Genomic DNA, 23,587 nt, shown 5'->3' on the forward strand with positions numbered 1-23,587 from the left:
TTGTCGGACGGAGGGAGAATGTGTCGACTGCAAAACGCTGCCAGTTGGTTGTTAGTGTACTGTTGTTGCTCATCATCCCGGCAGTATCAGGCTGTTTTGGCCAGCAGACGTATAAGATCGGCTTTGTCGGCGGGTTGACCGGCCGCTATTCTGATCTTGGTGTTGCCGGACGCAATGGGGTTACTTTGGCTGTTGAGGAAATCAACAAGGCCGGCGGTATTCACGGCAGGCCGGTTGAGCTTATTGTCAGAGATGATAAAAACGATCCTGCCGTTGTCCGGGCTGTTGATGAAGAGCTGATTAACGCCGGTGTACGCATTCTTATCGGGCATATGACCAGTGCTGCGGCAGTGGCTTCCCTGCCGGTCAGCGCCAGCGGCAAGGCGCTTATCGTTACGCCTACCGCTACGGCGGATAGCCTGAGGGGCAATGACGACATGCTGATTACCATTATGTCACCCCTTAAGCTTATGGCCCAGGTGCAGGCGGCCTATGCCGTACAGGAACTGGGGCTTAAGCGGCTGGTTATCATCGGTGACAGCTCCAATCCCGAATATGCCCGGAACTGGGCAGAGGTGTTTACCGCTTATTTTGAAAGCTTTGGCGGTAAGGTTGTTGCGACACTGCCTTTTGCTTCAGGCAGCGGTGTCGAGTACGAAAGCTTAGCGCAAGCGGCGGCAGGCTACCGGCCGGAGGGGATTCTCCTGGTGGCCGGTGCGGTTGATGCCGCAGTAATGAGTCAATGGCTCAGAAAAGGGCAGCCTGCCGTACCCATATTTTCCAGCAGCTGGGCTATGACCAATGATTTTATTCATCACGGCGGTCAGGCTGTGGAAGGGATTGTATTCAGCAGTACCTATAGTCCTGACAATCATAACCCGGCTTATATCCGGTTTGCCAGCAAATACCGGGAGCGGTTTGGCAGCTGGCCAAACTATGCCGCTGCTCATAGCTATGAAGCGGCGCAGCTGGTATTAACAGGAATAAATAAGGCAGGCAATGATCAGGCGCTTGCTGTTAAACAGGCTATTATCGGTCAGCAGCAATTTTCGGGATTATGGGATGACTACCTGATTAATGCTGCCGGCGATGCCAGTCGTGTCTGCCGGTTAGTAATTGTAAAAAATGGTCAGTTTGTCACATTGGACAAAAAGTGAGTCGGTGGCATATGAGCAAAATTACAGGCAGTCTCAAAGGGGTTATGACCTTTAACTTCATAGTCGCGGTAGCTCTGCCTATTCTGGTAATTAGTATTATTACCGTTACACTTCTGTCCAGAAGTATGGGAGAGCAGGTAGTCCGGCATAATATCCATTTGGCGCGCAGTTTGATTGCCAGTACCGAGGATTTTCTGGCAACAGCCGGCATGGTAATGCAGGAAGCGGCGCTTATGCTGGAGACAGGCGGGCTTGATAACCGTCAAAGGCAATATTATCTGGATACCCTGGTCGCCAGTCACAACTATTTTGAGACTGTGTATGTGCTCAATGCCAAAGGACAGTCTGTGATGGTTGCACCTTATCATGCCAGCTATGCAACCCTGGATATGTCAAGACAACCGTTTTTTCAGATTACCCAGCAAGCTGATTCCACGTATTGGTCGGCTACCTTTATCTCCCAGCATACAGGCCAGCCGACTCTGACGGTGACTAAGCCGATGGCTGACGGCATGCTTGTGGGCTATGTCAATCTAAGCAAATTAAATGAAATTGTGGCCAAAAATGATACTAATACCAAGGGCAGCTGGGCGGCCATTCTTGATCATGAGGGCACTTTTATTGGACACTCTGACCAGAGTCAGGTATACCAGCGCAGCAATATTGGTGACAGGGAGATTATTCATGATGCATTAGCCTGTGAGGACGGTACAATCCATGTCAAATACGGACAGCAGGAATATCTCCTTACGGCAGGAATGGTGAAGCCGACGGGCTGGCCGCTGATTGTGATCCAGCAGACCGAGGTTGCCTTTGCACCGGTGCACAGAACCCGGAACATCTTTGTCATTGGCGCTGCTTTGGCCCTGGTGCTGGCAGGCATTATTGCCATGTTCAATTTGAAAAAAATCTTTAAACCGCTCAATGAATTCACTGCCGAAGCCAGGCAGGTAGCTTCAGGCAATTACAATTTGCCGTTTAAGGCTTATGAATATACCGAGTTTACTGCTCTGTCAGAACATTTTCATGCGATGACCGAGGCCGTGCGCCGGCGCGAAGCTGAATTGACCAAATATGCGCAGACGCTGGAACGGAGCAACCGGGAACTGGATCAGTTTGCCTATGTTGTTTCCCATGACCTCAAGGCGCCGCTGCGAGCTATTGATAATTTGTCACAATGGATTGCAGAAGACCTTGCCGGCACCTTGGATGCCGATATCCGGCACAAGCTGGAGCTTTTGCGCGGACGGGTACAGCGCATGGCTAATTTGATTGAAGATATCCTGGAATATTCCCGTATCGGCAGGGTTAAGACAGGCGTCGAGCCGGTTAATATTCAGCACTTGCTGGCCGAAGTGATCGAAGACTTAGCGCTGCCTGACGGCTTTCACATTTTGATCGGGCCGGATATGCCGGTAATTAAGACCGAACGGATTCGGCTTAAGCAGGTGTTTGTCAATCTCATCGGTAATGCCGTTAACCATCATAACAGGCCGGATGGCCAGATACTTGTAACTGTTGCCAGGACAGACGGCGGTTTTGCCTTTAGTGTGGCTGATAACGGGCCTGGCATTGCTCCGGAATATCACCGCAAAATTTTTGAGATGTTTCAAACCCTGCAGCCGTGCGCTACTTTGAAAAATACCGGCATAGGTTTGGCTTTGGTTAAAAAGATTGTTGAGAACCAGGGGGGCCAGATTGAGTTACTATCGGCGGCAGGTCAGGGGGCGAAGTTTATCTTTACGTGGCCGGAACGGTTAAAGGAGGAATAGTGGTTATGTACAATGTTGCTCATATTGGCGTAGTCGTCAAAGATGCCGACAAATCACTGGAATTCTATACAACGGTACTGGGCTGTACCCGGGAGGAAAGCTACCAGGATGAGCGTATCCGCCTGGAGTTTATTAAGGCAGGCCAGCAGACCATCGAACTTATTCAGTACAAAGAGGATGCTGCCGGTGAGCGCGGGCCGGGAATTGTTGATCATATTGCCTTCCTGGTCAACGATCTGGAGGTTGAGCTTGCTAAATTGCGGCAGCAGCAGGTCAGGCTGCTGCTCGATCAGCCCAAAATATTGGGCAATAAAAAGCTGATGTTTTTTAGCGGCCCTGACGGAGAACGCCTGGAGTTTATCCAAAAGTTATAAAGCACTGAAACTCGGCTTGGAGGATGACGGCACCCTATAGTACGCGCTGCAAACAAAACAAGGACGGTTCTTGACTGGCAGACAAGCTGCAGCGGTAAGAACTGTCCTTATATCTATGGCTTACGGCGCATTAGCCTAAGCCTATGCCGGGAGGATGCTTGGGGGCATTTTCCCCCAGCGGGCATTTCTCCAGGCCGCACTCATCACTGAAATCACATTCGATTTCAGCCACCTGATAATGGGGAACCGCCTCGCCGGGAATACGGGTTTCCCGGTAAATCGCAATAATGGTATGGCGTTTCTCCAGATAAGGGCAATCGCCGGACAGCAAGGTGGGTGCGCGTTTAGTCATATCTTCACCTCTTTCTTAAGTATAGTACTTGCCTGCGTCTGCTATATTTTTTACCTGAGGAATATATAGCAGCATGTTGACGGCTTTCTTCGTGGATACTATATATGTTGCGTGGAAGCAGTGACTGGAATATAATAAAATGCGTTAACAATTACTCAGCCTATGTTGACAAAACAGATCAGGTTGATCATAAATAGGGGGAATTCGTATCAACTTCCAGAAGATCACTTTGGCGCAAAAGCCTTTTTTTGATAAATGCTTTACGCAGCGCCGTTATGAGAACGCTCATTTTAATTTTACCAATTTATTTATGTGGCGCAACATCTATTCGATTAGGTGGGCAGAGCAGGACGGGTATCTGATTCTTCAAGCTGAATATGACAATCACCGGTTTATGCTTCAGCCAATGGGTCCTGACCAGGGCGTGGAAGCTGTGCTGGAAAAAATGGCTGCCTACTGTGCGGCAGAGAACCGGCCCTTTGTCCTGCGGGGCGTCGAAAAGTTTATGGTCGACATTATTGAGAAATGGCGGCCCGGACAGTTTACGCTTACCAGTGAACGTGACAATTTCGACTATGTTTATAATAGCAAGGATTTGATTGAATTAAAAGGCCGCAAATACCATGGCAAGAAAAATCATATCAACAGCTTTTACCGCAATTACAGTAACTACCAGTATTTTCCTCTTACTGCAGAATGGGCGCCCAAATGTATTGAGAGTGAAATGGAATGGTGCAAGAAAAAAGGCTGTGACGAGGATGCTCATTTGCGCGGTGAGCGGGATGCTGTTATTGAGGTGCTTACCCATTGGGATGAGCTTAAGCTGACCGGTGGCCTGCTGCTTATCAGCGGCAAAGTCGAGGCCTTTACCTTTGGTGAGCAGCTTAACAGCGATACTGCGGTTATCCATGTGGAAAAGGCAAATCCCGATATTCGCGGTGTTTATCCGGTTATCAACCAGAAGTTCTGCGCAACTGCCTGGCAGCACCTTAGCTTGATTAACCGGGAAGAAGATATGGGCATCGAAGGCTTGCGCAAGGCCAAAGAATCCTATTATCCGGTAAAAATGACTGAGAAATTCAATATTGTATTTTAAAAAAAGCCTAAAAACTTATACTTTTTGCCTTGGTGTGGTATAATTCTTTCAAGGTAAAGCCTATATTTTTTAGCTGTGAGGAGAAGGACAGGCAAGATGGAAATTAAATCAATTAAAAAACTAAAACTCTATGGATTTAATAATCTCACCAAATCGCTCAGCTTTAATATGTACGACATCTGCTATGCGAAGACTCCCCAGCATCGTCATTCCTACATCGAGTATATTGATGAAGAATATAGCGCCGAGCGTTTGACCAATATTCTCACCGAAGTAGCTAATATGATTGGCGCTAACATCTTGAATATTGCCAAACAGGACTACGACCCGCAAGGGGCCAGTGTCACCATGCTGATTTCCGAGGAAGCCGTCCACCAGCCTGGGGCCATTTTTACCAGTGAGGAATGCGGGGAGTGCGAGCTCAATGAACCCATGCCTGATGCGGTGGTCTGCCATTTGGACAAAAGCCATATTACCGTCCACACCTATCCGGAAAGCCATCCGGACGAAGGTATCAGTACTTTCCGTGCCGACATTGACGTATCGACCTGTGGTCATATTTCACCACTTAAGGCCCTGAACTTCCTCATTAATACCTTTCGCCCGGACATCGCCGTTATGGATTACCGGGTGCGCGGTTTTACCCGGGATGTTAACGGTAAAAAGTTTTTTATCGACCATAAGATCAACTCGATTCAAAACTATATTTCCGGCGACAATCGCGACATGTACCAGATGATTGATGTGAATGTATATCAGGAAAACATTTTTCACACCAAGATGCTTTTGAAAGAATTTGATTTGGATAACTATTTATTCGGTACCGCCAAAAAAGAATTGCAGGCCGGCGAGAAAAAGAAAATCAAGCAGCGCCTGAAAAAAGAAATGGCCGAAATTTTTTACGGAAAAAATATTCCTAAAGTTCATTTAAAGATGTAACATGAAAATCCCCCATTTGGGGGATTTTATTTTTATGAAACTATTGTTGCAGCCGCTGCCTGTGCGGATCTTTCACTGGATTATGTTTTTCGCCGTAATGTATTTGGTAATAACCGGCCTATACCTGCATGAGCCTTGGCCCGGCCTGAAGTATGGAGTAGTGCGCAAGACCCATACCCTTGCCGGGATTATCCTTATGCTGAATTTGTTTGGTCAAAGCTGCTATTACCTGTTTACCGGCAGGTACACGGAAATATTGTTTATGTCGCGTGACTTTCCCAATCTGCGCAGCTTTTTTCGCTACGCCCTGTTTATCACTGAAAACCACCCCAATTACGGTCGTTATAATCCCGGGCAAAAGGCATTATTTACCATTTGGGGTCTGGTCATTTTTCTTGCCGGCCTGGCGGCACTGCCTTTCTTTTTTCCCGGGCAGGAGTCCTGGCTCAGCAGACCGTTTGGCGGCCTTACCGGCATCCGGATTTTCTACTATCTGATAACCATGTTTTTTTTGGCCACCATGCCGCTGCATGTGATGCTGGCCTTAACCGAAGACCCGGCCAGGCTGCAAGCCATGTTCTCCGGCTATGCGGACAAAGAACCAAAGCCGAAAACCAAGGGAAAATAGCCTTATTCGGCAGCCGCACTCCATACCGGCCGGGGATAATGACCTTGGTCCCGGCAAGGGTTTTCCGGTGTTTTGGCCAAAGACGACAATACCTGCCTCCCGGCATCCATGCCCTGAGCTCCGATTAACAGCAGCAGGTCGCCGGGCAGGGCATGCCCTAGCGCCAGTCTGATGGCGCCGGACAGGGTGCCGGTGTATGTATAATCGGTCTTAAGGGTATTCAGGGTTGTCAGGAAGGCCAGCTTTTCTTCAGCGGTAACGCTATCTGCCGGTCCAACCTGTTCATTACTGGCTGTAATAATTAATTCAAAAGGCAGTTTGCGGCGCTGGCCGGTTAGTGCCGCCGCATTAGCGGCATTAATGGCGGTGCCGCGCTGACCGCGAATGGCATTGACAACAATCAGGCGGTTATAACGAAAAGAGGCCAGTGCGGCAAATACGGCATCAATACTGCCGGGGTTGAGGGCGGTATCATCTACAATCGTAAGCCCCTCTAAGTGGAAAATATTCATTCGCCGTTCAACACTCCGGAAATCAGCCAGCGCTGCCCCAATTGTCTCAGGTGCTAAGCCGTGGACCAGGGCTGCAATACAGGCCAGCAAAGCATTTTCGACATTATGCCGTCCGGGCAGAGCCAGGGTCATAGGATAACGGCCGGCAGGGAGCATTTGACCGTTACCGGCCGCAAGAGGCCTGTTTACCGTTACTGTGAAGGCGCTGCCGTAAGTGGTCAGGTGGGTAATGCTGGCCGTAATGTCGGCCGGACTGTCGATGGCAGCCGTAATTAGTTTGCCGGAAAAGCGGCCGGCAATGGCTTGGCAGTAAGGATCAGCGATGTTGACGATGAGCGGCGTACCAGTGCCAAGCAAGTCCAAAAACTTGGCTTTGGCTTCAAGATAGCTGGCAAAACTGCCATGAAAGTCCAGATGATCAGCACACAGGTTGGTCAATATACCTGCTGAAAAGCGGACATTGGCCACCCGGTGCATATCGATCCCCTGGGCCGATACTTCCATCGCCGCATGGGTTACTTTGTTTTTAAGCATTTGTGCCAGGTAATGCTGAACACTGACTGCGTCGGGGGTTGTCAGTGTGCTGGGAAAAGAGTTTGTCCCGGTGTTGACCCGGATAGTACCAATGAGACCTGTAGTAAGGCCTGCCTGGGTGAAGATATGTTCCAGCATACAGGCGATGGTAGTTTTGCCGTTAGAGCCGGTTATGCCTACCAAGTGTAATTTATCTGACGGGTTACCGTAAAAAAGGGCTGCCAGCCGGGCCAGTGCCAATCTGGCATCCGGGACAGTAATTACGGGAAGTGTCAGTGGCGGCAGCCGGGCGGGTGAATCGCTCACAATAACCAGTGCCCCCCGGGCAGCCGCTGCTGCGGCAAAGGCATTGCCATCGGTGGTGCGGCCGACAATTGCCACAAAAATATAGCCTGGGCGTACCTTATCCGAGTGGCAGGTAATGCCGGTGGCTTGCGTGATCCATTCGGCACAGGTTTGCATACCATTTCCTCCTTATCAGTAAAATATGCTACTCCAAGGTATTCACATTACCGGCAGGAGGTGAATTCTGATTAAAAAAAAATTTATGCTTTGGCTATTGCTGGCCGGCAGCCTGGCAGTTAACGCCGGTTGCGGGTTGAATGCCCCGGCGCCTAAGCCACAGGCCCCTTTGGTAGCTGATCAGGTGACGATAGAAGGGCAGCAGGTGGGCGGCATGTCGGCTGAAGCCGCCGGCAAGGTACTTACCACCCTGGCTAAAGCCAAAGATGTGCCTGCGGTCAACGCCGGGTTTGATGCAGTCAGTGGCGAAATTTTTCCCGAGCGTCCGGGACAGCGGCTTAATGTGGCCGACACCTTACAGGCCCTGCTGGCCGCACCGGCCGGCAGCAAGGTTACGCCGGTGTATCAGCCGTTTTTGCCTGATATCACGGCAGCGGTGCTGGCCAAAAGCTGGCAGCTGGGTACTTATACCACCCCGGTTCTGGACAAAAGTGCCGGCCGTTTGGTCAATCTTCGTCTGACAGGCAAATTAATTAATAATCAAATCATTGCAGCCGGCGAGGAGTTTTCCTTCAATGCGGCAACCGGGGAGCCCACTGCCGAACGGGGATTTCAACCGGCTACGGTATTTGCTGACAACGGCCGGAAGGAGCAGAGCCTGGGCGGCGGCATGTGTCAGGTATCCTCCACCCTGTATAATGCTGTTTTAGCCGCAAAGCTTAAGGTCACTGAACGGCACCCGCATTCCCGGCCGGTCAATTATGTACCGCCGGGTAAAGATGCCACAACCTACACCGACAAGGATTTCCGCTTTGTCAACACTACCCGCCGGCCAATTATTATCCGCGCCTTTGTCGGGACGGAAGCTTCACGGCTAACGGTCGATGTATTGGCATTGCCTGACGTATAAGCTGTGGTTATTCTGACATACTAACAATGAGGTGGGAGCGCATGAAAAACAAAAAAATTAATACCGCATTAGTCGCAGGAGTTTTATTACTATTTGTCGCGGGAGCGTATACACTACTCAAGCCTCCCGCCCAAAAACCCGCACCGGCACCAACTCCGCCGGCACCTGCCGAAAAGGCGCCGGCACCGGCGGCACCAAAGCCGATACCCGGTGTGCCGGCCTTTGAGGCCTCTAAGTACCCCAAGGAACCGACAGTCCGGGTATATATTGCGGAAAAAGGCACAATTGAGACCATGAAACTGGAAAAGTATATCGAAGGGGTTATAGCCCAGGAGATGCAGCCCGATTGGCCGATGGAAGCCTTGGCCGCCCAGGCTATTGCCTCGCGGACACTAACCATCAGCGCTATGGAGGCAGGTACCATAAAAAGGCTGCACAATGCTGATGTCAGCACTTCCAAAGAAGAATTGCAAGCCTTTGCGCCGCACAAAGTTAATGACAGTGTACGACAGGCCGTAGCGCGGACACGCGGCGAGGTGCTGCTATATGCCGACGGTCTGGTCAATGCCATTTACAGCTCTTGCAATGGGCAGATCAGTGCCACCAGAGAAGAAAGCTTTCCGAAAGAAATTCCCCATGATACACCTTATTTTCAACCTGTCGCCGATAATTGCTTCAAATATGCTCCTAAGAACATCCAATCCTGGACAGTGAAAATTCCGGCTTCCCAAGTGGCGTCTGCCATTGGCTATCGTGGCAATCCGGCAGATATCCGCATTCTGGAAAAGGGACCTTCAGGCCGCATTCTCTACATTGGCGCCGGTGACAAAAAGATGTACGGCTCTGATTTTCGCCGGGCTGTCGGCTATGACCGGCTTAAATCCACCCTGGTTACCGGGATGAATTACGAAGGCGGCAATTTCGTCTTTACCGGTTTGGGCTGGGGCAACGGTGTCGGTTTATGCCAATGGGGAGCCTATACCTTTGCAAAGGAAGGCAAACAGGCAGAAGACATTATCAGGCACTACTATCCCGGAGCTGAGGTAAAAAAATTGTGGCAATGAGGATAACGTTTTTAAAAAAAACTTTATGAGAATTGCCCAAGAACGATGAATTTAATTTTTTATTCTGCATACATTAATTACGCGAGGTAGTATGGCGGCTACCTCCCGGGGACGGCGCCGCTTGTCTGGTACGCACGGACAGGCGGCGCGATTTATTTTCCAGTGCGTAGCGGCAGGGGGAATAGGCAGTTGCGTTGAATACTACAGGCAGCATTATTTGTTGATAATGGAGGGAGAACGCAATTGGCAGACTATAACATTACCAAAGAGCTGGCAGACGAACTAACCAGGTTTGTGTATAATCAGACAGGTTATCACACCATTGTCTGTGACAGTAATGCCGTGATTATCGGGGATTCGGCCGGAACCAGACTGGGAATCACCCATAGCGGTGCGCAAAGAATCTTGCGCGGCGAGGTGGACGCCGTATTTGTCGGACCGGAGGATGTTGCGAAAAACCCTAACCTTAAAGAGGGGCAGAACTATCCGGTAGCTGTTGACGGTGTACGTTTGGGCACTTTCGGGATTGCCGGCAAACTGGAATATACCCAGCCTATTGCCAAGGTAGTAACCGCTTTGTTTAGTGCCAGGCTAAAGGCCATGGCCGATGCCGGCCAGGTACGGCTGGTAGCCGGCACCGTGTCGGAAAATGTCCAGCAGGCGGCTGCTGCTATTGAGGAAATGTCGGCCTCCGCGGAAGAAATGGCGGCCACAACCGAGAAGGTAGCCAAAATTTCTGATGAAGCGGTAACAAAGGTCAAAGAGACCAACAAAATTATTGATATGAGCCGCAGTATTGCCACGCAAACCAAACTTTTAAGCCTGAATGCCTCCATCGAAGCTGCCCGTGCCGGAACTCACGGGCGGGGCTTTGCGGTAGTAGCTCAGGAAATGCAGAAATTAGCCCAATCCAGTGCTGAGGCAACAGAAAACATCAACACGATTCTGGGCGAAATTCAAACCTCCATCTCTGCCGTCATCCAGGGCATCAACCAGTCGGCGGCTGTTTCGGCCGAACAGGCCCGGGCTATGCAGGAAATTATCCATATGGTTGAAAATGTGCAAGCTTCAACGAATAAGCTGGTAGAATCCTTTAAATAAAGCCATTAGACTTGTTGGTTTCCTCATAGCTGACAAGTCTAAAATTTTTTCGTCTTTTCTGCAACGAATATTGGCAATCGCTTTCGACTACGCTATAATAATAAAGTTAAGGTTCTATGAAAGGGTTGAGTCTGATTAAGCCGTTATGTGGTAATACTGCTGTTGACCAGGTGCTGCTTACTGTGATTGGTTCACAGCGGGACGCGCAAGGGGAAGAGAATACAATTGAATTATTTACCCATGGGAAAAGGTATGCGAAAAACAGCGTTGACTACATTACCTATCAGGAAACCGAGATCAGCGGGATGGAGGGTGCCACGACGCTGTTAAAAATATACAGCGATCATGTTATCCTGGTACGGCAGGGCTCTGTGGAACAGCGCCAGGAATTCCGCACCGGTGAACGCTCATCCTCCAGCTATACCACACCTTTCGGAACCATGAATATAACTGTTCGGACAACCCGGCTGACAGTAGCCCGAGCCAATGACGGCGGCTGTGTGACCGGAGTGCATATTGAGTACGAGCTTGAAATCAGCGGACAGTGGCAAAGCGCTAATACTCTGCATGTCACTGTACAGGGGGATAGAAAGAATGGACATTAAAGAACAACTGACTGCCGCAATTGGACAAGCGGCTGCGAGGGCTATGGCCGACGGTGTGTTTACTGCCGGTGAACTGCCTGAAATTTCCTTGGAAGTGCCGCCGCAAAAAGAATTTGGTGATTATGCCACCAATTTTGCCATGCAATCGGCCAAAGCGGCCAGGAGCAATCCACGGAGCATTGCCCAGGCCATTGTTGACCGGCTGAATGAGCCGTGGCTGGATAAGGCTGTAATTGCCGGGCCTGGTTTTATTAACTTTTATTTGAAGGCAGATATAATTTACCAGGAACTGGCTGCCATACTGGCTGCCGGGGACAGCTTCGGCCAAACCGATGCCGGACAGGCCGAGCGGATTCAGGTAGAATTTGTCAGTGCCAATCCCACCGGACCCTTGCATGTGGGTCATGGTCGGGGGGCGGCGTTCGGCAGTGCGCTGGTTAATCTGCTTAAGGCAGCCGGTTACCAGGTGGAAGCCGAGTTTTACATCAATGATGCCGGTAATCAGATTGATAATCTGGCGGCTTCTGTCAATGCCAGATATCTGGAGCTTTTGGGCCAAACGGTTCAGTTCCCGGAAGACGGCTATCATGGCCGGGATATTATCGAAACTGCCCGGCGAATTATCGACCGCCATGGCGATAGGTATCTCACTATGTCCGAGGCCGACCGCCTGGCTGAATTTAAAGAAGTAGCCCTTGTCGAAAAGCTGGCCGCTCTCAAAGAAGATCTGGAACAATTCGGCGTCACCTTTGATGTGTGGTTCAGTGAACGCACTTTGCACAACAGCGGCTCGGTGGCTGCCACCTGTGACCTGCTGAAGAATAATGGCAGTATCTACGAGAAGGATGGAGCTTTATGGCTTAAATCAACAGTCTATGGTGACGACAAAGACCGGGTGGTTATCCGCGACAATGGTGTACCGACCTATCTGGCTGCCGATATTGCCTACCACCGTGACAAATTTGCCCGTGGCTTTAACCGGGTAATCAATATTTGGGGGGCCGATCATCACGGCTATATTAGCCGGGTGAAGGCGGCCATTGCCGCCATGGAATATAATCCTGACCATCTGGAAGTACTTATTTTGCAAATGGTCAGCCTGTATCAAAATGGTGAACTGGTTAAAATGTCCAAGAGGACAGGCCAGGGTGTAACCTTAGGCGAGCTTATCGAAGAAGTGGGCCGGGATGCTGCGAGATTTTTCTTTATTATGCGGTCCATTGACAGCCAGCTTGATTTTGATCTTGATTTGGCTAAATCGAAGTCTAACGAAAATCCGGTTTATTATATCCAGTATGCCCATGCCCGGATTGCCAGTATTTTCCGCCAGGTGCTTGAAGCCGGCCTGCCTGTGCCGGGCGACTTCAGCCAGGTTAAACTGGAACTGTTGACAGAACAGGCCGAGATTGACCTCATCAAAAAAATGGCGCAATTTCCCGCAGAAGTGACAGCTGCCGCCCGTGAGCGTGCACCGCACCGCATTGCCCGGTATGCGCATGAATTGGCCGGTTTGTTCCATACGTTTTATAATCAGTGCCGTATTATCGGTGTCGACCCTGCGCTGCAGGCTGCCCGCCTGGCTTTGGTAACAGCCGTGCGGTCAACCATTCGGCAAGCGCTCAATATCCTGGGAGTGGATGCTCCGGAAAAAATGTGATAAGGCTGTATACGCAATGTTTTTGGACAGCCGGGAGGAATTTACTTCTGCACGTTGAATATAAAACGCGGATTGTTTAAGTGCGGAGGTTAATATTATGGAAAATAATACATCAAAAAGTGTTGACGAAATCGTTTTAGCTTATCAGATTCTCAAAACAACAGGCCATCCGTTACATTACCGTGAGTTAATTGACCGGGTTGTGGCTGCCAAGGGCGGAGCCACCCGGCCGCCGGCCTATGTGATTGCCGATATACACACCCGGATTAATCTGGACAGCCGGTTTGTACATACCGGTAAGAGTATGTGGGGCCTCAACGAATGGTCGCCGCAGCGCATCAGCCTGCGGGAAGTTGAGGAATCGGCTACTGCCAGGAAGGATGACATTGGTGTAAGGCGGGAAAAGCTGCTGGCTGCCATTCAGCAGGATTTTGAACCCGAGGATGGCGCTGTTCATACTGAGCCTGCCGCTTTGCTGGAAGACGAAGACGAGCTTGAGGAAGATGAAGAAGAGCTTGAGGGTGAAGAATATAAATAACACAGCCCCGGCCCTCATCGGATAAAAGCTTCAAATGGTTGGCATAATTAGTTTAGCAATCATACTGTGAGCTGGATCATAGTTTTTCGATAACCACCATGGGATAGTTTGTAGGAGGATAGTTTTATGACTAAATATATTTTTGTTACCGGCGGTGTGGTATCTTCGCTAGGCAAGGGCATTACGGCAGCGTCGCTGGGGCGTCTGTTAAAAAGCCGCGGCCTTAAGGTAACCATCCAAAAGTTTGATCCATACATCAACTTTGACCCCGGTACCATGAGCCCTTATCAGCATGGCGAGGTATTTGTCACCGAGGACGGTGGCGAGACCGACCTTGACCTGGGCCATTATGAACGGTTTATTGATATTAATCTGAGCAAAAGCTCTAATGTTACCGCAGGAAAAATTTATTGGTCTGTCATTAATAAGGAACGCAAAGGCGATTACCTGGGAAGTACAGTGCAGGTAATCCCTCATATTACCAATGAGATTAAAGAACGCATCTACAGGGTAGGCAAAGAAGACAATGCCGATATTGTTATTACCGAAATTGGCGGTACTGTCGGCGATATTGAAAGCCTGCCGTTTTTAGAGGCTATCCGTCAGGTCAAGAAGGAAGTAGGCCGGGGCGGTGTACTCTATATTCATGTTACGCTGGTACCGTATATTTCGGCTGCCGGTGAGCTTAAAACCAAGCCTACCCAGCATAGTGTAAAAGAACTGAGAAGTATCGGTATCCATCCTGATGTTATTGTGTGCCGTACCGAGCATGAAATTTCGCCGGAAATGAAAGAAAAACTGGCGCTGTTTTGCGATATTGACGGCGATGCCGTCATCCAGAACAAAAATGCCGCCAGTATTTATCAAGTCCCGCTCATGCTGGAAAATGAGGGGCTGGACCGTATTGCCATGGAAAAACTTAATCTTGTGGATAATGGCGCCGACATGGCTGAGTGGCGGCACATGGTGGACAAGATCATGAACCCTTCAGAAAGTGTGCGTATTGCTATTGTCGGTAAATATGTCGCCCTGCAGGATGCGTATATGAGCGTGTCGGAAGCTCTGCGCCACGGCGGCATCAGCAGCAATACGGCCATTGAAATAAAATGGGTTCATGCCGAAGACATTGAAGCCGATGAAACCGATCTTGCCGCCTACCTGGGTGATGTTGAAGGTATTTTGGTGCCAGGCGGCTTTGGCGACCGTGGTATTGAAGGCAAAATAAAAGCCATTCGTTATGCCCGTGAGAATAAAATACCCTTTTTGGGTCTGTGCCTGGGCATGCAGTCGGCTGTTATTGAGTATGCCCGCAATGTTTGCGGCCTGAAAGAGGCGCATAGCGCCGAATTTAATGCCGATACTCCGTACCCGGTTATTGATCTTATGGCCGAGCAGGCAGCCGTCGAGGACAAGGGCGGTACCATGCGCCTGGGTGTGTACCCCTGCAAAGTTACGGAAGGTACTCTGACCTATCAGGCCTATCAAGATGAAATTGTTTATGAGCGTCACCGCCACCGTTTTGAATTTAACAATGCTTACCGCGAACAATTGGCAGCAGCCGGCTTGGTTATTGCCGGTACCTTACCCAACGGACGCCTTGTTGAGATTGTTGAAGTAAAAGATCATCCCTGGTTTGTCGGCACGCAGTTCCACCCGGAATTCAAATCCCGTCCGACAAATCCGCATCCGCTGTTTAGAGATTTTGTCAAGGCATCGCTGCAGTATAAACAGGGTAAACTATAAAGGAAGACTTGCTTCAGACGGGGTTTATCCCCAGCTGAAGCTTAGTCGTCGGATAATGTGTAGAAACTGTTGGAAGATTTCCAACAGTTTTCGTTTAAAGGAGGTAAACGTATGTTCAAACGCTCGGTTGTCCTCTTTTTGGCTTTTATTATTGGCCTGTCGATGGTAGTCTCGCTGTTTATTGCGCCCAAGGTTAAGGATAGCAAGCTGACTGCTGCGGATAAAATTGCCATAATCTATGTTGATGGTATGATTGTCGGCGGTCGCGGTCAGGTCGGTCTGTTTACGGAAGGCGGCGGCACAGATGCTCTCATCCGGCAGCTGCATTCAGCCCGCGATGATGCAGCGGTGAAAGCCGTAGTGCTTAGAATCAACAGCCCTGGCGGCACAGTCCCGGCTTCGCAGGAAGTGGGAGAGGAACTCAAAAAACTGCGTGCTGCCGGCAAACCGGTGGTTACCTCGATGGGTGACATGGCGGCATCGGGCGGTTACTGGCTGGCCGCCTGTACGGACAAAATATATGCCAATCCTGCTACCATCACCGGCAGCCTTGGGGTATATATGCCTTATTCCAACTGGGAAGAACTCTACCAAAAAATTGGCGTCAGGCAGGAAAAAATTAAGAGCGGACCGCATAAAGATATCTTATCACCCGACCGGCCGCTCACCGCCGAGGAACGGGCCATTATTCAAGCCATGGTCGACGATATGTACAATCAGTTTGTTGAGGTGATTGCCGAAGGCCGCGGGCTGGAGCCGGACAGGGTGCGCCAATTGGCTGACGGGCGTATCTATACCGGGCGGCAGGCCAAAGAACTTGGTCTTGTCGACGAACTGGGCAATATGTATGATGCCATCGATGGAACGGCAGCTATGGTGGGGATTGCCGGTAAACCGGAAATTGTTGAATATGGCAAAATGAATGCGCTGGAAATGCTGCTGGGGGCACAGAGCACCATTAACTCCGGGCAGCTTCTGCTTACCTATTTTACGGAAATGCTCTCCACGGCCGGTCGTGCGGCCACACCCCAGGGCTATTAAGGGGGGGCGGCGAATAATGAGCAGTTTTCTTGAAACCGTTTATGATGTGCTGTTCAAACCCACGGTGGCAATGCAATATATTGCCGAAAAAAAATTAACCGGGCAAGCACTGGCCATGTTTGGCATTGGCATGCTTGTTCCGGTGTGGGCGGTCTATGCCGGCATAACTGTTACGCCAGGCGCGCCGGCTTTAGGTATTATGTTTGTCTTGCATTTTTTCGGCAGTTTGTTTTGCTGGGTGCTGAGTGCCGCAGTACTTAACTTTGTTGCCGAACTGGCAGGCGGACGGGGAACGGCGGTAGGCTTGTTTGCTGCACTGGGATTTTCCCATTTGCCGCGGGTGGCTGTGACGCCGCTATGGGTGATTGCCGCCCTGTTGCCGAGCGGCCTGCGTGGCATAGCGTTCGGCAGTATTGGCCTGCTGGTGGTTCTTTGGACCCTGATGCTGAATGTCGCTGCCATTCGCGGTGCCCATGGCTTGTCAGGCACACGGGCTGTACTGGTGTTATTGGCACCCATGCTGGCGATTATCGGTGCGGTTGTGGCCGGGGTGATTTTTGTCGGTTCCAGCTTAATGCACCTGCCGCTGCTGGGCTAACTTGCTTAGCGTACCCGGTACAGGTAAATTTCCCAGATTGACCAACCGTCATTAAACCGTTGTAAAAATTCAAGGCCATTTTCCTGATAATTTGTTATTTCGGCGGCGGATAGAATATATTCGCCGCCTAAGTTTTTGAAAGCCTGGGTGTCAAGCTCCAGCTTGTTGAGCTTGAGGTTATAGGCTCGGCGGACCTGATAGTATTCAAGCTCGGCCGGGAAGATATAACAGGTTATACCCCAATAGTCAAAATACCGCTGCCAAAACGGGTTCTTAGCCAGCTCCTGGGCCATGATCCGGCGGAAGGCATGCTTATATTCCAGCGGGTAAATATTAAGCCGCCCGTCAAGAGTATAGAAGCCGTTATACTGGGTAATGGCAGGATAGATGCCGATGCTGGCTATCCGGTACTCTGATTTTGGCCGGCCGATATAGTCGTCAACCTGTTTAAACAGGCTGTCGGCAAAAAACTCGCCATAACTTATATTTTCGTACAGCCAGGCGTTCTCCAGCACCGAGACGTCTGTTTGTTTTTTTAGAGCCAAATGGTATTCAATATGATTGCCAAACAAATACCCCAGCTGCAGGACGATTAGCAGGGCGGCAGCCAGTCTGCCGACATAGCGGATGTTGGCAATGATTGACAGGCACAAGGCAAAAATAGTATACCATAAGAGCGGGTGCAGCCAATGGAAACGCTGGATTTGAAACGCATTGAGAAAGCTGATGCCGGACACGGCTGACATAAACCACTCGGAGTACCGCAACCCATAAAAGGCAGACAGGGAGAACGCCAGCGCCAATAGCAGCAACAGCCGCTTGTATTCGCGCGGTTGCCGCCAGCCGCTGATAAGGGCCAGCGGCACAGCCAGCAGCAGAATATATTTGTGCAGGCTGACGGCGTGATACTGACCATTGACCAGATTTTCAACAATAAGGGCTTGCACTCCGTCCCAATTGCGGGCCTGGCCTAAAAGAATCCGGTTAATTTCCTCCCGGCTGGACAGGAAACCTTCGCTGAAAAAGGCATTATAAATCAGCCAGATTTCCGTTACGACATAGGAACAGGCCAACAGCGCAATGGCTCCCCAAAAATGCGGGCGTTTTATCCGGTGGTGCCAATAATCATAAACAGCAGCAAGGCCAAGGACTGCCAAAATAAACACACCGGCAAGCGGCAATGACGAGTACAGGGCGAAGATAGTAATGATTATTACATTAACTGCCATTTTTTTAGCATAAAAGGCATTTAGCATGGCATAGAATAGTAAGGGCTGTCCGGCGATCGACAGGCCATAGACGGTATAAAAGGGGATGGTGGCGAATGCTGCGGCGCCTGCCCAGGCCAGCCAAGCCTGCTGTTTGTCGGTGAGGACATACTGTTTCAGCAGCAGATACATGCCGAAAAAAGCAATGCTATGTACCAGTAAGAGATTAATCAGGTAAGCGCGAAAGGGGGGCAGAATCATATACAGCCAGGTTATTACATTAAATCCGCTTGGCAGGCAACTGCGGGGCAGTTCTCCCAGCATTTGATTAACGGTTCCTGTCAGGTCAAAAACTTTACCGCTTTTGGCCAGTACAATCCAAGCGGTAATCCAGTCAAGATTGTCATTAATGGTAAAATGAGCATTTTGCCGCAAAAGGACAAAAGGGGCTAAATAGGCCGCCAGTATGGCGGTGAACAAAAGGGCCGCCTTATGGTTGTACAGTAATTTGAAAATATTGCGCAAGGAAATTTTTGCTGCCATAATGTATACCTCGATGTAACTATTTGCTATTACAAATTTTAGCATAATCTTGGTTATATTTAAAATTATTTACGGCAAATAGAAAAAGTTAATTAAATTTCTATTTTCTTCCAGAAATCAGCAGGAAATTTTCAATTAATTGCGAATATGGTTATATAAGGAAAAGGTAAAGGAGTTATTCTCGAATACTACGGAGAAAGCAAGGTGCAGGACATGAGCAATTCCCAAGCGACAATCCTGGTGATTGACGACCAACCTGGAATCCGGAGATTGCTTACTGAGGTTCTCCAGGATGAAGGGTATAACGTACTTACAGCCGCCAACGGCTATGAGGGGATACAAGTTGCCATCGATGTCAAGCCGGCGGTTATTTTGATGGATATGAAAATGCCGGGTATGGATGGAATCGAGGCGCTGAAAGAGCTTAAGCGCCAGGGGCAGGGTGACCAGGTGATTATGATGACAGCTTACGGCGAGCTGGATATGGTTAATGAAGCCCGGGAAGCGGGCATGCGGGACTACATTACCAAACCATTTGATATTATGTCTCTATGCCAAATCATAGAGGCCAATATTGACAGCAGCAGTTTTACTACCGAGCGTCGTCTGCTCATAGGTTAAGATCCAGAAAGGCCCGGGACGGTTTGTCCCGGGTTCCTTATTGATTAATTGGCCACTTAGTACCTCGTCGCACCTAATTCTTTGGATTATATAGCAGTCTTTTTTCGCCCTGCGTTGTTGTCGTCGCCTTACATATGTCCGATATGCGCGGCTCCTCCGCCTAGCAGGGCGAAAAAATCCTTGCCATATAATCTCAAATTTTAGATGCGACAAGGTACTAGACTGTGCCCTTACTTACCGATACGGCAACTTGGTAATGGCAGGCAGGATTTTTAATACTGGCGGCGAAATAGATGAAGACAAGGGGGGGATATCCATTGGTCATTAGCGCTGTTTCTACATTAGCGCTGTATTGTTCGCGGTGCGGCAAAATTGAATTGCATAATGTCTCCCGGTTTGCTATCAATAATGCTGAGTACCAGCTTGTCTGCAGCTGCGGCCAAATACAAGGGTCTATTGCCAGCGCGGGCCGCCGTCAGTATCTGTTAGATATTCCTTGTGTAGTATGCGAAACCAACCACTTGATTTTTCTTGACAGTAAGCTGTTCAGGCAGCCGAAAGCAAGCAAAATATATTGTGCCCAGGCTAATCTTGAACTGGGTTTTGCCGGCAGTCCTGAAGCCATTGCCGCGACCATTGCCAGACATAAACAAGAGGTAGCCAGCCTGGCCTGCGAGCTGGACGGCCAATCGGAACAAGGGATAGAAAATTCGCAGATTTTACTGGAGATTTTAAATAGAATTCATGATATTGCCGAGCAGGGAGGGGTATACTGCTCTTGTGGCAATACCGATGTTGATGTGGATGTGCTGGTTGATGCCGTTGAAATATCCTGTGGCCAATGTGAGGGAAGATTGCGGATTTCGGCCAAGGACGAACAAGATTTGGCAGCCATATCGGCGCTAAAAATTATTGAGCTGGCTCCACTCCGGCGAACCAGCCGTAAGTGAACTCGTTTCAGCACAGCTGAAACATCGGGGGTTCAGGTGGAGAGTCTACTCCCATCTCAACTGACGCCGCCTTTAGAGGCGGGAGTCTTAATTCGTTGGATAAAATAATGGAGTTACAAGTACACGACGTTCGCAACAGGCTTTAGCAGGTTGCGGATAAAGAATATTGAGGGAAAGGCGAGTGAGGTACCTGTGAAATTTTTCCTGGATACAGCGAATCTTGCTGAAATCAAAGAAATTTTGCCTATGGGTGTTGTAGCAGGTGTAACTACCAATCCGTCACTGATTGCCAAAGAAAAACAGGACATTAAAGCGGTAATTCAAGAAATTGCCTCACTTACCCCAGGTCCGGTAAGTGCCGAGGTAATCAGCACAGTATTTGCAGAAATGCTGCCGGAAGCGCGTGATTTGGCCAAGCTTGGCGATAATGTGGTCATTAAGGTTCCGGTAACGGTAGATGGTTTGAAAACAGTAAGTGCTTTGGCAGCCGAGGGGATAAAAACCAATGTTACCCTGGTTTTTTCGGCCAATCAGGCACTTTTGGCCGCCCGGGCAGGGGCCGCTTTTGTCAGCCCGTTCGTTGGGCGCCTTGACGATATTAGCCAGGACGGCATTGCCTTGATAAAGGATACAGCAGATATTTTTGCCATTCATGACATTGAGACCGAAATTATTGCTGCCAGCATCCGGCATCCCCTGCATGTCACTCAAGCCGCGCTGGCCGGGGCGCATATCGCCACAATACCCGCCAAGGTGTTAGTGGCGCTCTTAAACCACCCGTTGACCGATGCCGGGATTAAGCGTTTCCTGGAAGACTGGGAACAAGCAAAGAAGTAAGGAGATGTAGTATTATGGAACGTGAATTAGCATTGGAGTTTGTACGGGTTACCGAAGCGGCAGCTGTTGCCTGCGGCCGCTGGATGGGGCGGGGTGATAAAATTGCCGCCGACCAGGCTGCCGTAGATGCTATGCGGGCTGCGTTTGACACAGTAAGCATCAGCGGTCGCGTGGTTATTGGCGAAGGTGAAATGGACGAAGCGCCGATGCTATTTATTGGTGAAGAGGTAGGACATGGCGGACGGGAAGTGGATATTGCCGTTGATCCGCTGGAAGGCACCACTTTGGTAGCCAAAGGCTTGCCGGGAGCTATTGCTGTTTTAGCCATAGCGCCGCGTGGCTGTCTCCTGCACGCGCCTGATATGTATATGGACAAGATTGCTGTCGGGCCGCTGGCCAGAGGAAAAATTGATATTAATGCGCCGGTTAAGGACAATCTGGCAGCAGTTGCTACGGCCCTTTCGCGTAAGATCGAAGATGTGACTGTCGTCATTCTTGACCGCCCGCGCCATGCCGCCATCATTCAGGAAGCGCGTGATGCCGGGGCCAGGATTAAGCTGATTACCGATGGAGATGTATCGCCGGCCGTTAACGCTGCAATTGAGGGAACCGGCATCCATATGCTGCTGGGTATCGGCGGGGCGCCGGAAGGTGTGCTGGCGGCGGCTGCCATTAAATGTCTGGGCGGCGATATGCAGGCAAAATTGTGGGCGGAAAGTGATAACGATATTGTACGGGCTAAAGAAATGGGCATCACGGATATCAATAAAGTGTTTACCCTTGACGATCTGGTTAAGGGCGATGAAGTCATTTTTGCGGCAACAGCCATTACCCAGGGCGACCTGCTTAACGGGGTGCGTTATTTTGGCGGCGGGGCGCGTACGCATTCGCTGGTGATGCGTGCTTCCACCGGTACGGTACGGTTTGTTGACGCCATTCATAAGTTTGAGAAAAAACCCATGCTCATTAAACGGACTTAATATTACTATAAGGAAAGTTAGACTGCTGTGTTGCACGGAAAAGCAATACGGCAGTCTTTTTTTAGGTAAAAAAGGTAACTTTTCGAGTCTATCGCATTATATTTTTTCGGTATATAGTAAAGAAAAAGGGAAAGCTCAGCAGTTTGGAAATAGTATTAGTTTTTCCCAAAAAAGGAGTGTTTCTCATGCGAAGGTTGGCCGTGCTGCTAATTCTATCACTGGTATTACCGTTTGGCGTAAACCTGCCGCCCGTGCAGGCCTGTGAGGAAGGCGGTTATCTGCCTGTCGTCATCGGTAAAGATGCGCCTACCGTGAGTGTTGACATCAGTTCAAGTTCAGACAAGATTTCCATTTATCGGGAAGACAGGAAACCACATTCGCTCTTGCAGGAAATTCCGTATGATGCCGCTATTTTTCCGGAGATTGAGGACGGTCAGTGGATGATGACGATTTCCGAGGATATGAATTTTGATGGCTATCTGGATTTGAAATTTGCGTCGTCAGAGGGCCGTACCAATGTTTATTACAGTTGCTGGCTGTGGGATCAAAAAAGCCAGAATTTCATTTTTCAGGAGGAATTGAGCCGGCTTGCCTCACCGGTATTCAATCCTGATGTAAAGACCGTATATTCTTTTACCCATATCAGTGCCACCGACAGTGAGGAAGCAACCTATGTGTGGAAAGGCGGCAGACTTTGGCCGGTGCAAATCATTGAGCGCAGCTATGATCCGGAGGTAGATCGGCTGATAGCCAGAGAATACCGTCTGGATGAACAGGGCGAGCGCCGGCTGGTGCGGGAGCAGAAACTGCTGTCAGAAGAGGCTATGAGGAACGAATACGAGGATTTGTCGGAATTCCCGTTCCCGAATGCGACTCTCTATAAGTCACAGCAGGGCTTTTCCCTGCTCCTGCCGGTAGGAGCCACTGCCAAGGATACCGCTGACGGTGTTAAAGTCACTGCCGGCAAATGGTTTATGCTGGTAGCTCAGAGGGGCAAAGCTGTGCAGGATTTGGATAACTATACAGTTCGCGAGGCACTGGAAGCTAAGGCGCTGCTTCAGGAACCGTTTATCAACAGTCAAATTGAGTGGGCTTATCAAACCGACACAACCAGACTGAACGGCTACGAGTTTTACCGCCGCCCCTTTACCGGGACAATTGACGGCCTGGCGATAGACGGCGGCGAACTATACTATGCCAATATTTACGGCAGGCATTTCCAGGTAATCTGCGTCAAAATGCCGGGCATCAGTGACGGCATTATCCTGCTGTACAAAATGCTGTACGATACGCTGATGATTGAGCCGTGATACAGTGGCGACATGAAGCCAGGCCGGCATTCTTTCCGTTTAGGCGGGCAATTGC

Annotated in this window: 23 protein-coding genes; 20 read left to right on the top strand and 3 right to left on the bottom strand. The window is 49.8% G+C overall.

Annotated elements, in window-relative coordinates; translation table 11 throughout:
* The first annotated feature begins 20 nt into the window (after window positions 1-20).
* From GT1_RS08915 to GT1_RS08925, 3 genes are read left to right on the top strand one after another with little or no spacing between them, the layout of a single operon-like run.
* Window positions 21-1,157 carry an ABC transporter substrate-binding protein gene (locus tag GT1_RS08915; protein WP_188398408.1) on the top strand — a complete coding sequence of 379 codons (1,137 nt, stop codon included), beginning with the start codon at window positions 21-23 and terminating at the stop codon, window positions 1,155-1,157.
* An 11-nt stretch (window positions 1,158-1,168) separates the two neighbouring features.
* A complete protein-coding gene (locus tag GT1_RS08920; RefSeq protein WP_188398409.1) occupies window positions 1,169-2,929 on the top strand; it encodes a sensor histidine kinase in 1,761 nt (586 codons plus the stop codon).
* A gap of 5 nt (window positions 2,930-2,934) precedes the next feature.
* A complete protein-coding gene (locus tag GT1_RS08925; protein ID WP_188398410.1) occupies window positions 2,935-3,303 on the top strand; it encodes a VOC family protein in 369 nt (122 codons plus the stop codon).
* Between the two features lie 130 nt (window positions 3,304-3,433).
* Here GT1_RS08925 and GT1_RS08930 read toward each other — a convergent pair whose 3' ends face one another.
* The gene (locus GT1_RS08930) at window positions 3,434-3,655 is read right to left on the bottom strand and encodes a hypothetical protein (protein ID WP_188398411.1); all 222 of its coding nucleotides are present in this window, start codon (window positions 3,653-3,655) and stop codon (window positions 3,434-3,436) included.
* 229 nt (window positions 3,656-3,884) lie between these two features.
* On the opposite strand from GT1_RS08930, the gene GT1_RS08935 reads away from it, so the two are divergent.
* The 3 genes from GT1_RS08935 (at window position 3,885) to GT1_RS08945 (ending at window position 6,318) form a co-directional block, all read left to right on the top strand.
* On the top strand, window positions 3,885-4,751 hold the full coding sequence (locus GT1_RS08935) for a DUF2156 domain-containing protein (protein ID WP_223226132.1): 867 nt from the start codon (window positions 3,885-3,887) through the stop codon (window positions 4,749-4,751).
* Between the two features lie 96 nt (window positions 4,752-4,847).
* The gene (gene speD / locus GT1_RS08940) at window positions 4,848-5,690 is read left to right on the top strand and encodes an adenosylmethionine decarboxylase (RefSeq protein WP_075752465.1); all 843 of its coding nucleotides are present in this window, start codon (window positions 4,848-4,850) and stop codon (window positions 5,688-5,690) included.
* Between the two features lie 34 nt (window positions 5,691-5,724).
* Window positions 5,725-6,318: a cytochrome b/b6 domain-containing protein gene (locus GT1_RS08945; RefSeq protein WP_188398412.1), complete on the top strand. Its 594-nt coding sequence runs from the start codon at window positions 5,725-5,727 to the stop codon at window positions 6,316-6,318.
* A gap of 2 nt (window positions 6,319-6,320) precedes the next feature.
* Here the strand turns inward: GT1_RS08945 and GT1_RS08950 are convergent, their stop codons facing one another.
* The gene (locus GT1_RS08950) at window positions 6,321-7,826 is read right to left on the bottom strand and encodes a Mur ligase family protein (RefSeq protein ID WP_188398413.1); all 1,506 of its coding nucleotides are present in this window, start codon (window positions 7,824-7,826) and stop codon (window positions 6,321-6,323) included.
* A gap of 85 nt (window positions 7,827-7,911) precedes the next feature.
* Here GT1_RS08950 and GT1_RS08955 point away from each other — a divergent pair, with 85 nt between their 5' ends.
* From GT1_RS08955 to GT1_RS08995, 9 genes are all read left to right on the top strand, one after another.
* A complete protein-coding gene (locus GT1_RS08955) occupies window positions 7,912-8,736 on the top strand; it encodes a VanW family protein (protein ID WP_188398414.1) in 825 nt (274 codons plus the stop codon).
* Window positions 8,737-8,777: 41 nt separating this feature from the next.
* Window positions 8,778-9,800: a SpoIID/LytB domain-containing protein gene (locus GT1_RS08960; protein ID WP_188398415.1), complete on the top strand. Its 1,023-nt coding sequence runs from the start codon at window positions 8,778-8,780 to the stop codon at window positions 9,798-9,800.
* 243 nt (window positions 9,801-10,043) lie between these two features.
* The gene (locus GT1_RS08965) at window positions 10,044-10,901 is read left to right on the top strand and encodes a methyl-accepting chemotaxis protein (protein ID WP_188398416.1); all 858 of its coding nucleotides are present in this window, start codon (window positions 10,044-10,046) and stop codon (window positions 10,899-10,901) included.
* 116 nt (window positions 10,902-11,017) lie between these two features.
* Window positions 11,018-11,506: a DUF1934 domain-containing protein gene (locus GT1_RS08970; protein WP_188398417.1), complete on the top strand. Its 489-nt coding sequence runs from the start codon at window positions 11,018-11,020 to the stop codon at window positions 11,504-11,506.
* A complete protein-coding gene (gene argS, locus GT1_RS08975; protein ID WP_188398418.1) occupies window positions 11,496-13,163 on the top strand; it encodes an arginine--tRNA ligase in 1,668 nt (555 codons plus the stop codon). The genes GT1_RS08970 and argS overlap by 11 nt, the downstream gene beginning before the upstream one ends.
* A 97-nt stretch (window positions 13,164-13,260) precedes the next feature.
* Window positions 13,261-13,701: a DNA-directed RNA polymerase subunit delta gene (rpoE, locus tag GT1_RS08980; protein ID WP_188398419.1), complete on the top strand. Its 441-nt coding sequence runs from the start codon at window positions 13,261-13,263 to the stop codon at window positions 13,699-13,701.
* A 126-nt stretch (window positions 13,702-13,827) separates the two neighbouring features.
* Window positions 13,828-15,444 (top strand): CTP synthase, encoded by a 1,617-nt coding sequence (locus GT1_RS08985; protein ID WP_188398420.1) that lies wholly within the window; start codon window positions 13,828-13,830, stop codon window positions 15,442-15,444.
* A 111-nt stretch (window positions 15,445-15,555) separates the two neighbouring features.
* A complete protein-coding gene (sppA, locus tag GT1_RS08990) occupies window positions 15,556-16,485 on the top strand; it encodes a signal peptide peptidase SppA (RefSeq protein WP_188398421.1) in 930 nt (309 codons plus the stop codon).
* Between the two features lie 16 nt (window positions 16,486-16,501).
* Window positions 16,502-17,083, top strand: a complete 582-nt coding sequence (locus GT1_RS08995) for a Yip1 family protein (RefSeq protein ID WP_188398422.1) — start codon at window positions 16,502-16,504, stop codon at window positions 17,081-17,083.
* A gap of 5 nt (window positions 17,084-17,088) precedes the next feature.
* On the opposite strand, the gene GT1_RS09000 is transcribed toward GT1_RS08995, so the two are convergent.
* Entirely contained in the window at window positions 17,089-18,834 is a 1,746-nt protein-coding gene (locus GT1_RS09000) for a DUF6044 family protein (protein WP_188398423.1), read from the bottom strand.
* Between the two features lie 213 nt (window positions 18,835-19,047).
* Here GT1_RS09000 and GT1_RS09005 point away from each other — a divergent pair, with 213 nt between their 5' ends.
* From GT1_RS09005 to GT1_RS09025, 5 genes are all read left to right on the top strand, one after another.
* Complete coding sequence (locus tag GT1_RS09005) at window positions 19,048-19,455, top strand: response regulator (protein WP_075755890.1); 408 nt, start codon at window positions 19,048-19,050, stop codon at window positions 19,453-19,455.
* 293 nt (window positions 19,456-19,748) lie between these two features.
* On the top strand, window positions 19,749-20,405 hold the full coding sequence (locus tag GT1_RS09010) for a hypothetical protein (protein ID WP_223226133.1): 657 nt from the start codon (window positions 19,749-19,751) through the stop codon (window positions 20,403-20,405).
* A 192-nt stretch (window positions 20,406-20,597) separates the two neighbouring features.
* Window positions 20,598-21,242, top strand: coding sequence for a fructose-6-phosphate aldolase (gene fsa / locus GT1_RS09015; RefSeq protein WP_075752494.1), 645 nt, complete (start codon window positions 20,598-20,600; stop codon window positions 21,240-21,242).
* A 14-nt stretch (window positions 21,243-21,256) separates the two neighbouring features.
* The gene (gene glpX, locus GT1_RS09020; protein ID WP_075752496.1) at window positions 21,257-22,222 is read left to right on the top strand and encodes a class II fructose-bisphosphatase; all 966 of its coding nucleotides are present in this window, start codon (window positions 21,257-21,259) and stop codon (window positions 22,220-22,222) included.
* 185 nt (window positions 22,223-22,407) lie between these two features.
* Window positions 22,408-23,532 (top strand): XAC2610-related protein, encoded by a 1,125-nt coding sequence (locus GT1_RS09025; protein WP_188398425.1) that lies wholly within the window; start codon window positions 22,408-22,410, stop codon window positions 23,530-23,532.
* The last annotated feature ends 55 nt before the right edge of the window (window positions 23,533-23,587 follow it).

Source organism: Sporomusa sp. GT1, from assembly GCF_014634905.1.
In the GTDB taxonomy this organism is placed as follows: domain Bacteria; phylum Bacillota; class Negativicutes; order Sporomusales; family Sporomusaceae; genus Sporomusa; species Sporomusa sphaeroides.

Coding starts and splice junctions, on each gene's coding strand:
- speD (WP_075752465.1), top strand. CDS start 4,848: ATGGAAATTAAATCAATTAAAAAACTAAAACTCTATGGATTTAATAAT.
- GT1_RS08920 (WP_188398409.1), top strand. CDS start 1,169: ATGAGCAAAATTACAGGCAGTCTCAAAGGGGTTATGACCTTTAACTTC.
- GT1_RS08930 (WP_188398411.1), bottom strand. CDS start 3,655: ATGACTAAACGCGCACCCACCTTGCTGTCCGGCGATTGCCCTTATCTG.
- GT1_RS08955 (WP_188398414.1), top strand. CDS start 7,912: ATGCTTTGGCTATTGCTGGCCGGCAGCCTGGCAGTTAACGCCGGTTGC.
- GT1_RS09005 (WP_075755890.1), top strand. CDS start 19,048: ATGAGCAATTCCCAAGCGACAATCCTGGTGATTGACGACCAACCTGGA.
- sppA (WP_188398421.1), top strand. CDS start 15,556: ATGTTCAAACGCTCGGTTGTCCTCTTTTTGGCTTTTATTATTGGCCTG.
- glpX (WP_075752496.1), top strand. CDS start 21,257: ATGGAACGTGAATTAGCATTGGAGTTTGTACGGGTTACCGAAGCGGCA.
- GT1_RS08950 (WP_188398413.1), bottom strand. CDS start 7,826: ATGCAAACCTGTGCCGAATGGATCACGCAAGCCACCGGCATTACCTGC.
- argS (WP_188398418.1), top strand. CDS start 11,496: ATGGACATTAAAGAACAACTGACTGCCGCAATTGGACAAGCGGCTGCG.
- GT1_RS09000 (WP_188398423.1), bottom strand. CDS start 18,834: ATGGCAGCAAAAATTTCCTTGCGCAATATTTTCAAATTACTGTACAAC.
- GT1_RS09010 (WP_223226133.1), top strand. CDS start 19,749: ATGAAGACAAGGGGGGGATATCCATTGGTCATTAGCGCTGTTTCTACA.
- GT1_RS08925 (WP_188398410.1), top strand. CDS start 2,935: ATGTACAATGTTGCTCATATTGGCGTAGTCGTCAAAGATGCCGACAAA.
- GT1_RS08960 (WP_188398415.1), top strand. CDS start 8,778: ATGAAAAACAAAAAAATTAATACCGCATTAGTCGCAGGAGTTTTATTA.
- GT1_RS08995 (WP_188398422.1), top strand. CDS start 16,502: ATGAGCAGTTTTCTTGAAACCGTTTATGATGTGCTGTTCAAACCCACG.
- GT1_RS08945 (WP_188398412.1), top strand. CDS start 5,725: ATGAAACTATTGTTGCAGCCGCTGCCTGTGCGGATCTTTCACTGGATT.
- GT1_RS08970 (WP_188398417.1), top strand. CDS start 11,018: ATGAAAGGGTTGAGTCTGATTAAGCCGTTATGTGGTAATACTGCTGTT.
- GT1_RS09025 (WP_188398425.1), top strand. CDS start 22,408: ATGCGAAGGTTGGCCGTGCTGCTAATTCTATCACTGGTATTACCGTTT.
- rpoE (WP_188398419.1), top strand. CDS start 13,261: ATGGAAAATAATACATCAAAAAGTGTTGACGAAATCGTTTTAGCTTAT.
- GT1_RS08985 (WP_188398420.1), top strand. CDS start 13,828: ATGACTAAATATATTTTTGTTACCGGCGGTGTGGTATCTTCGCTAGGC.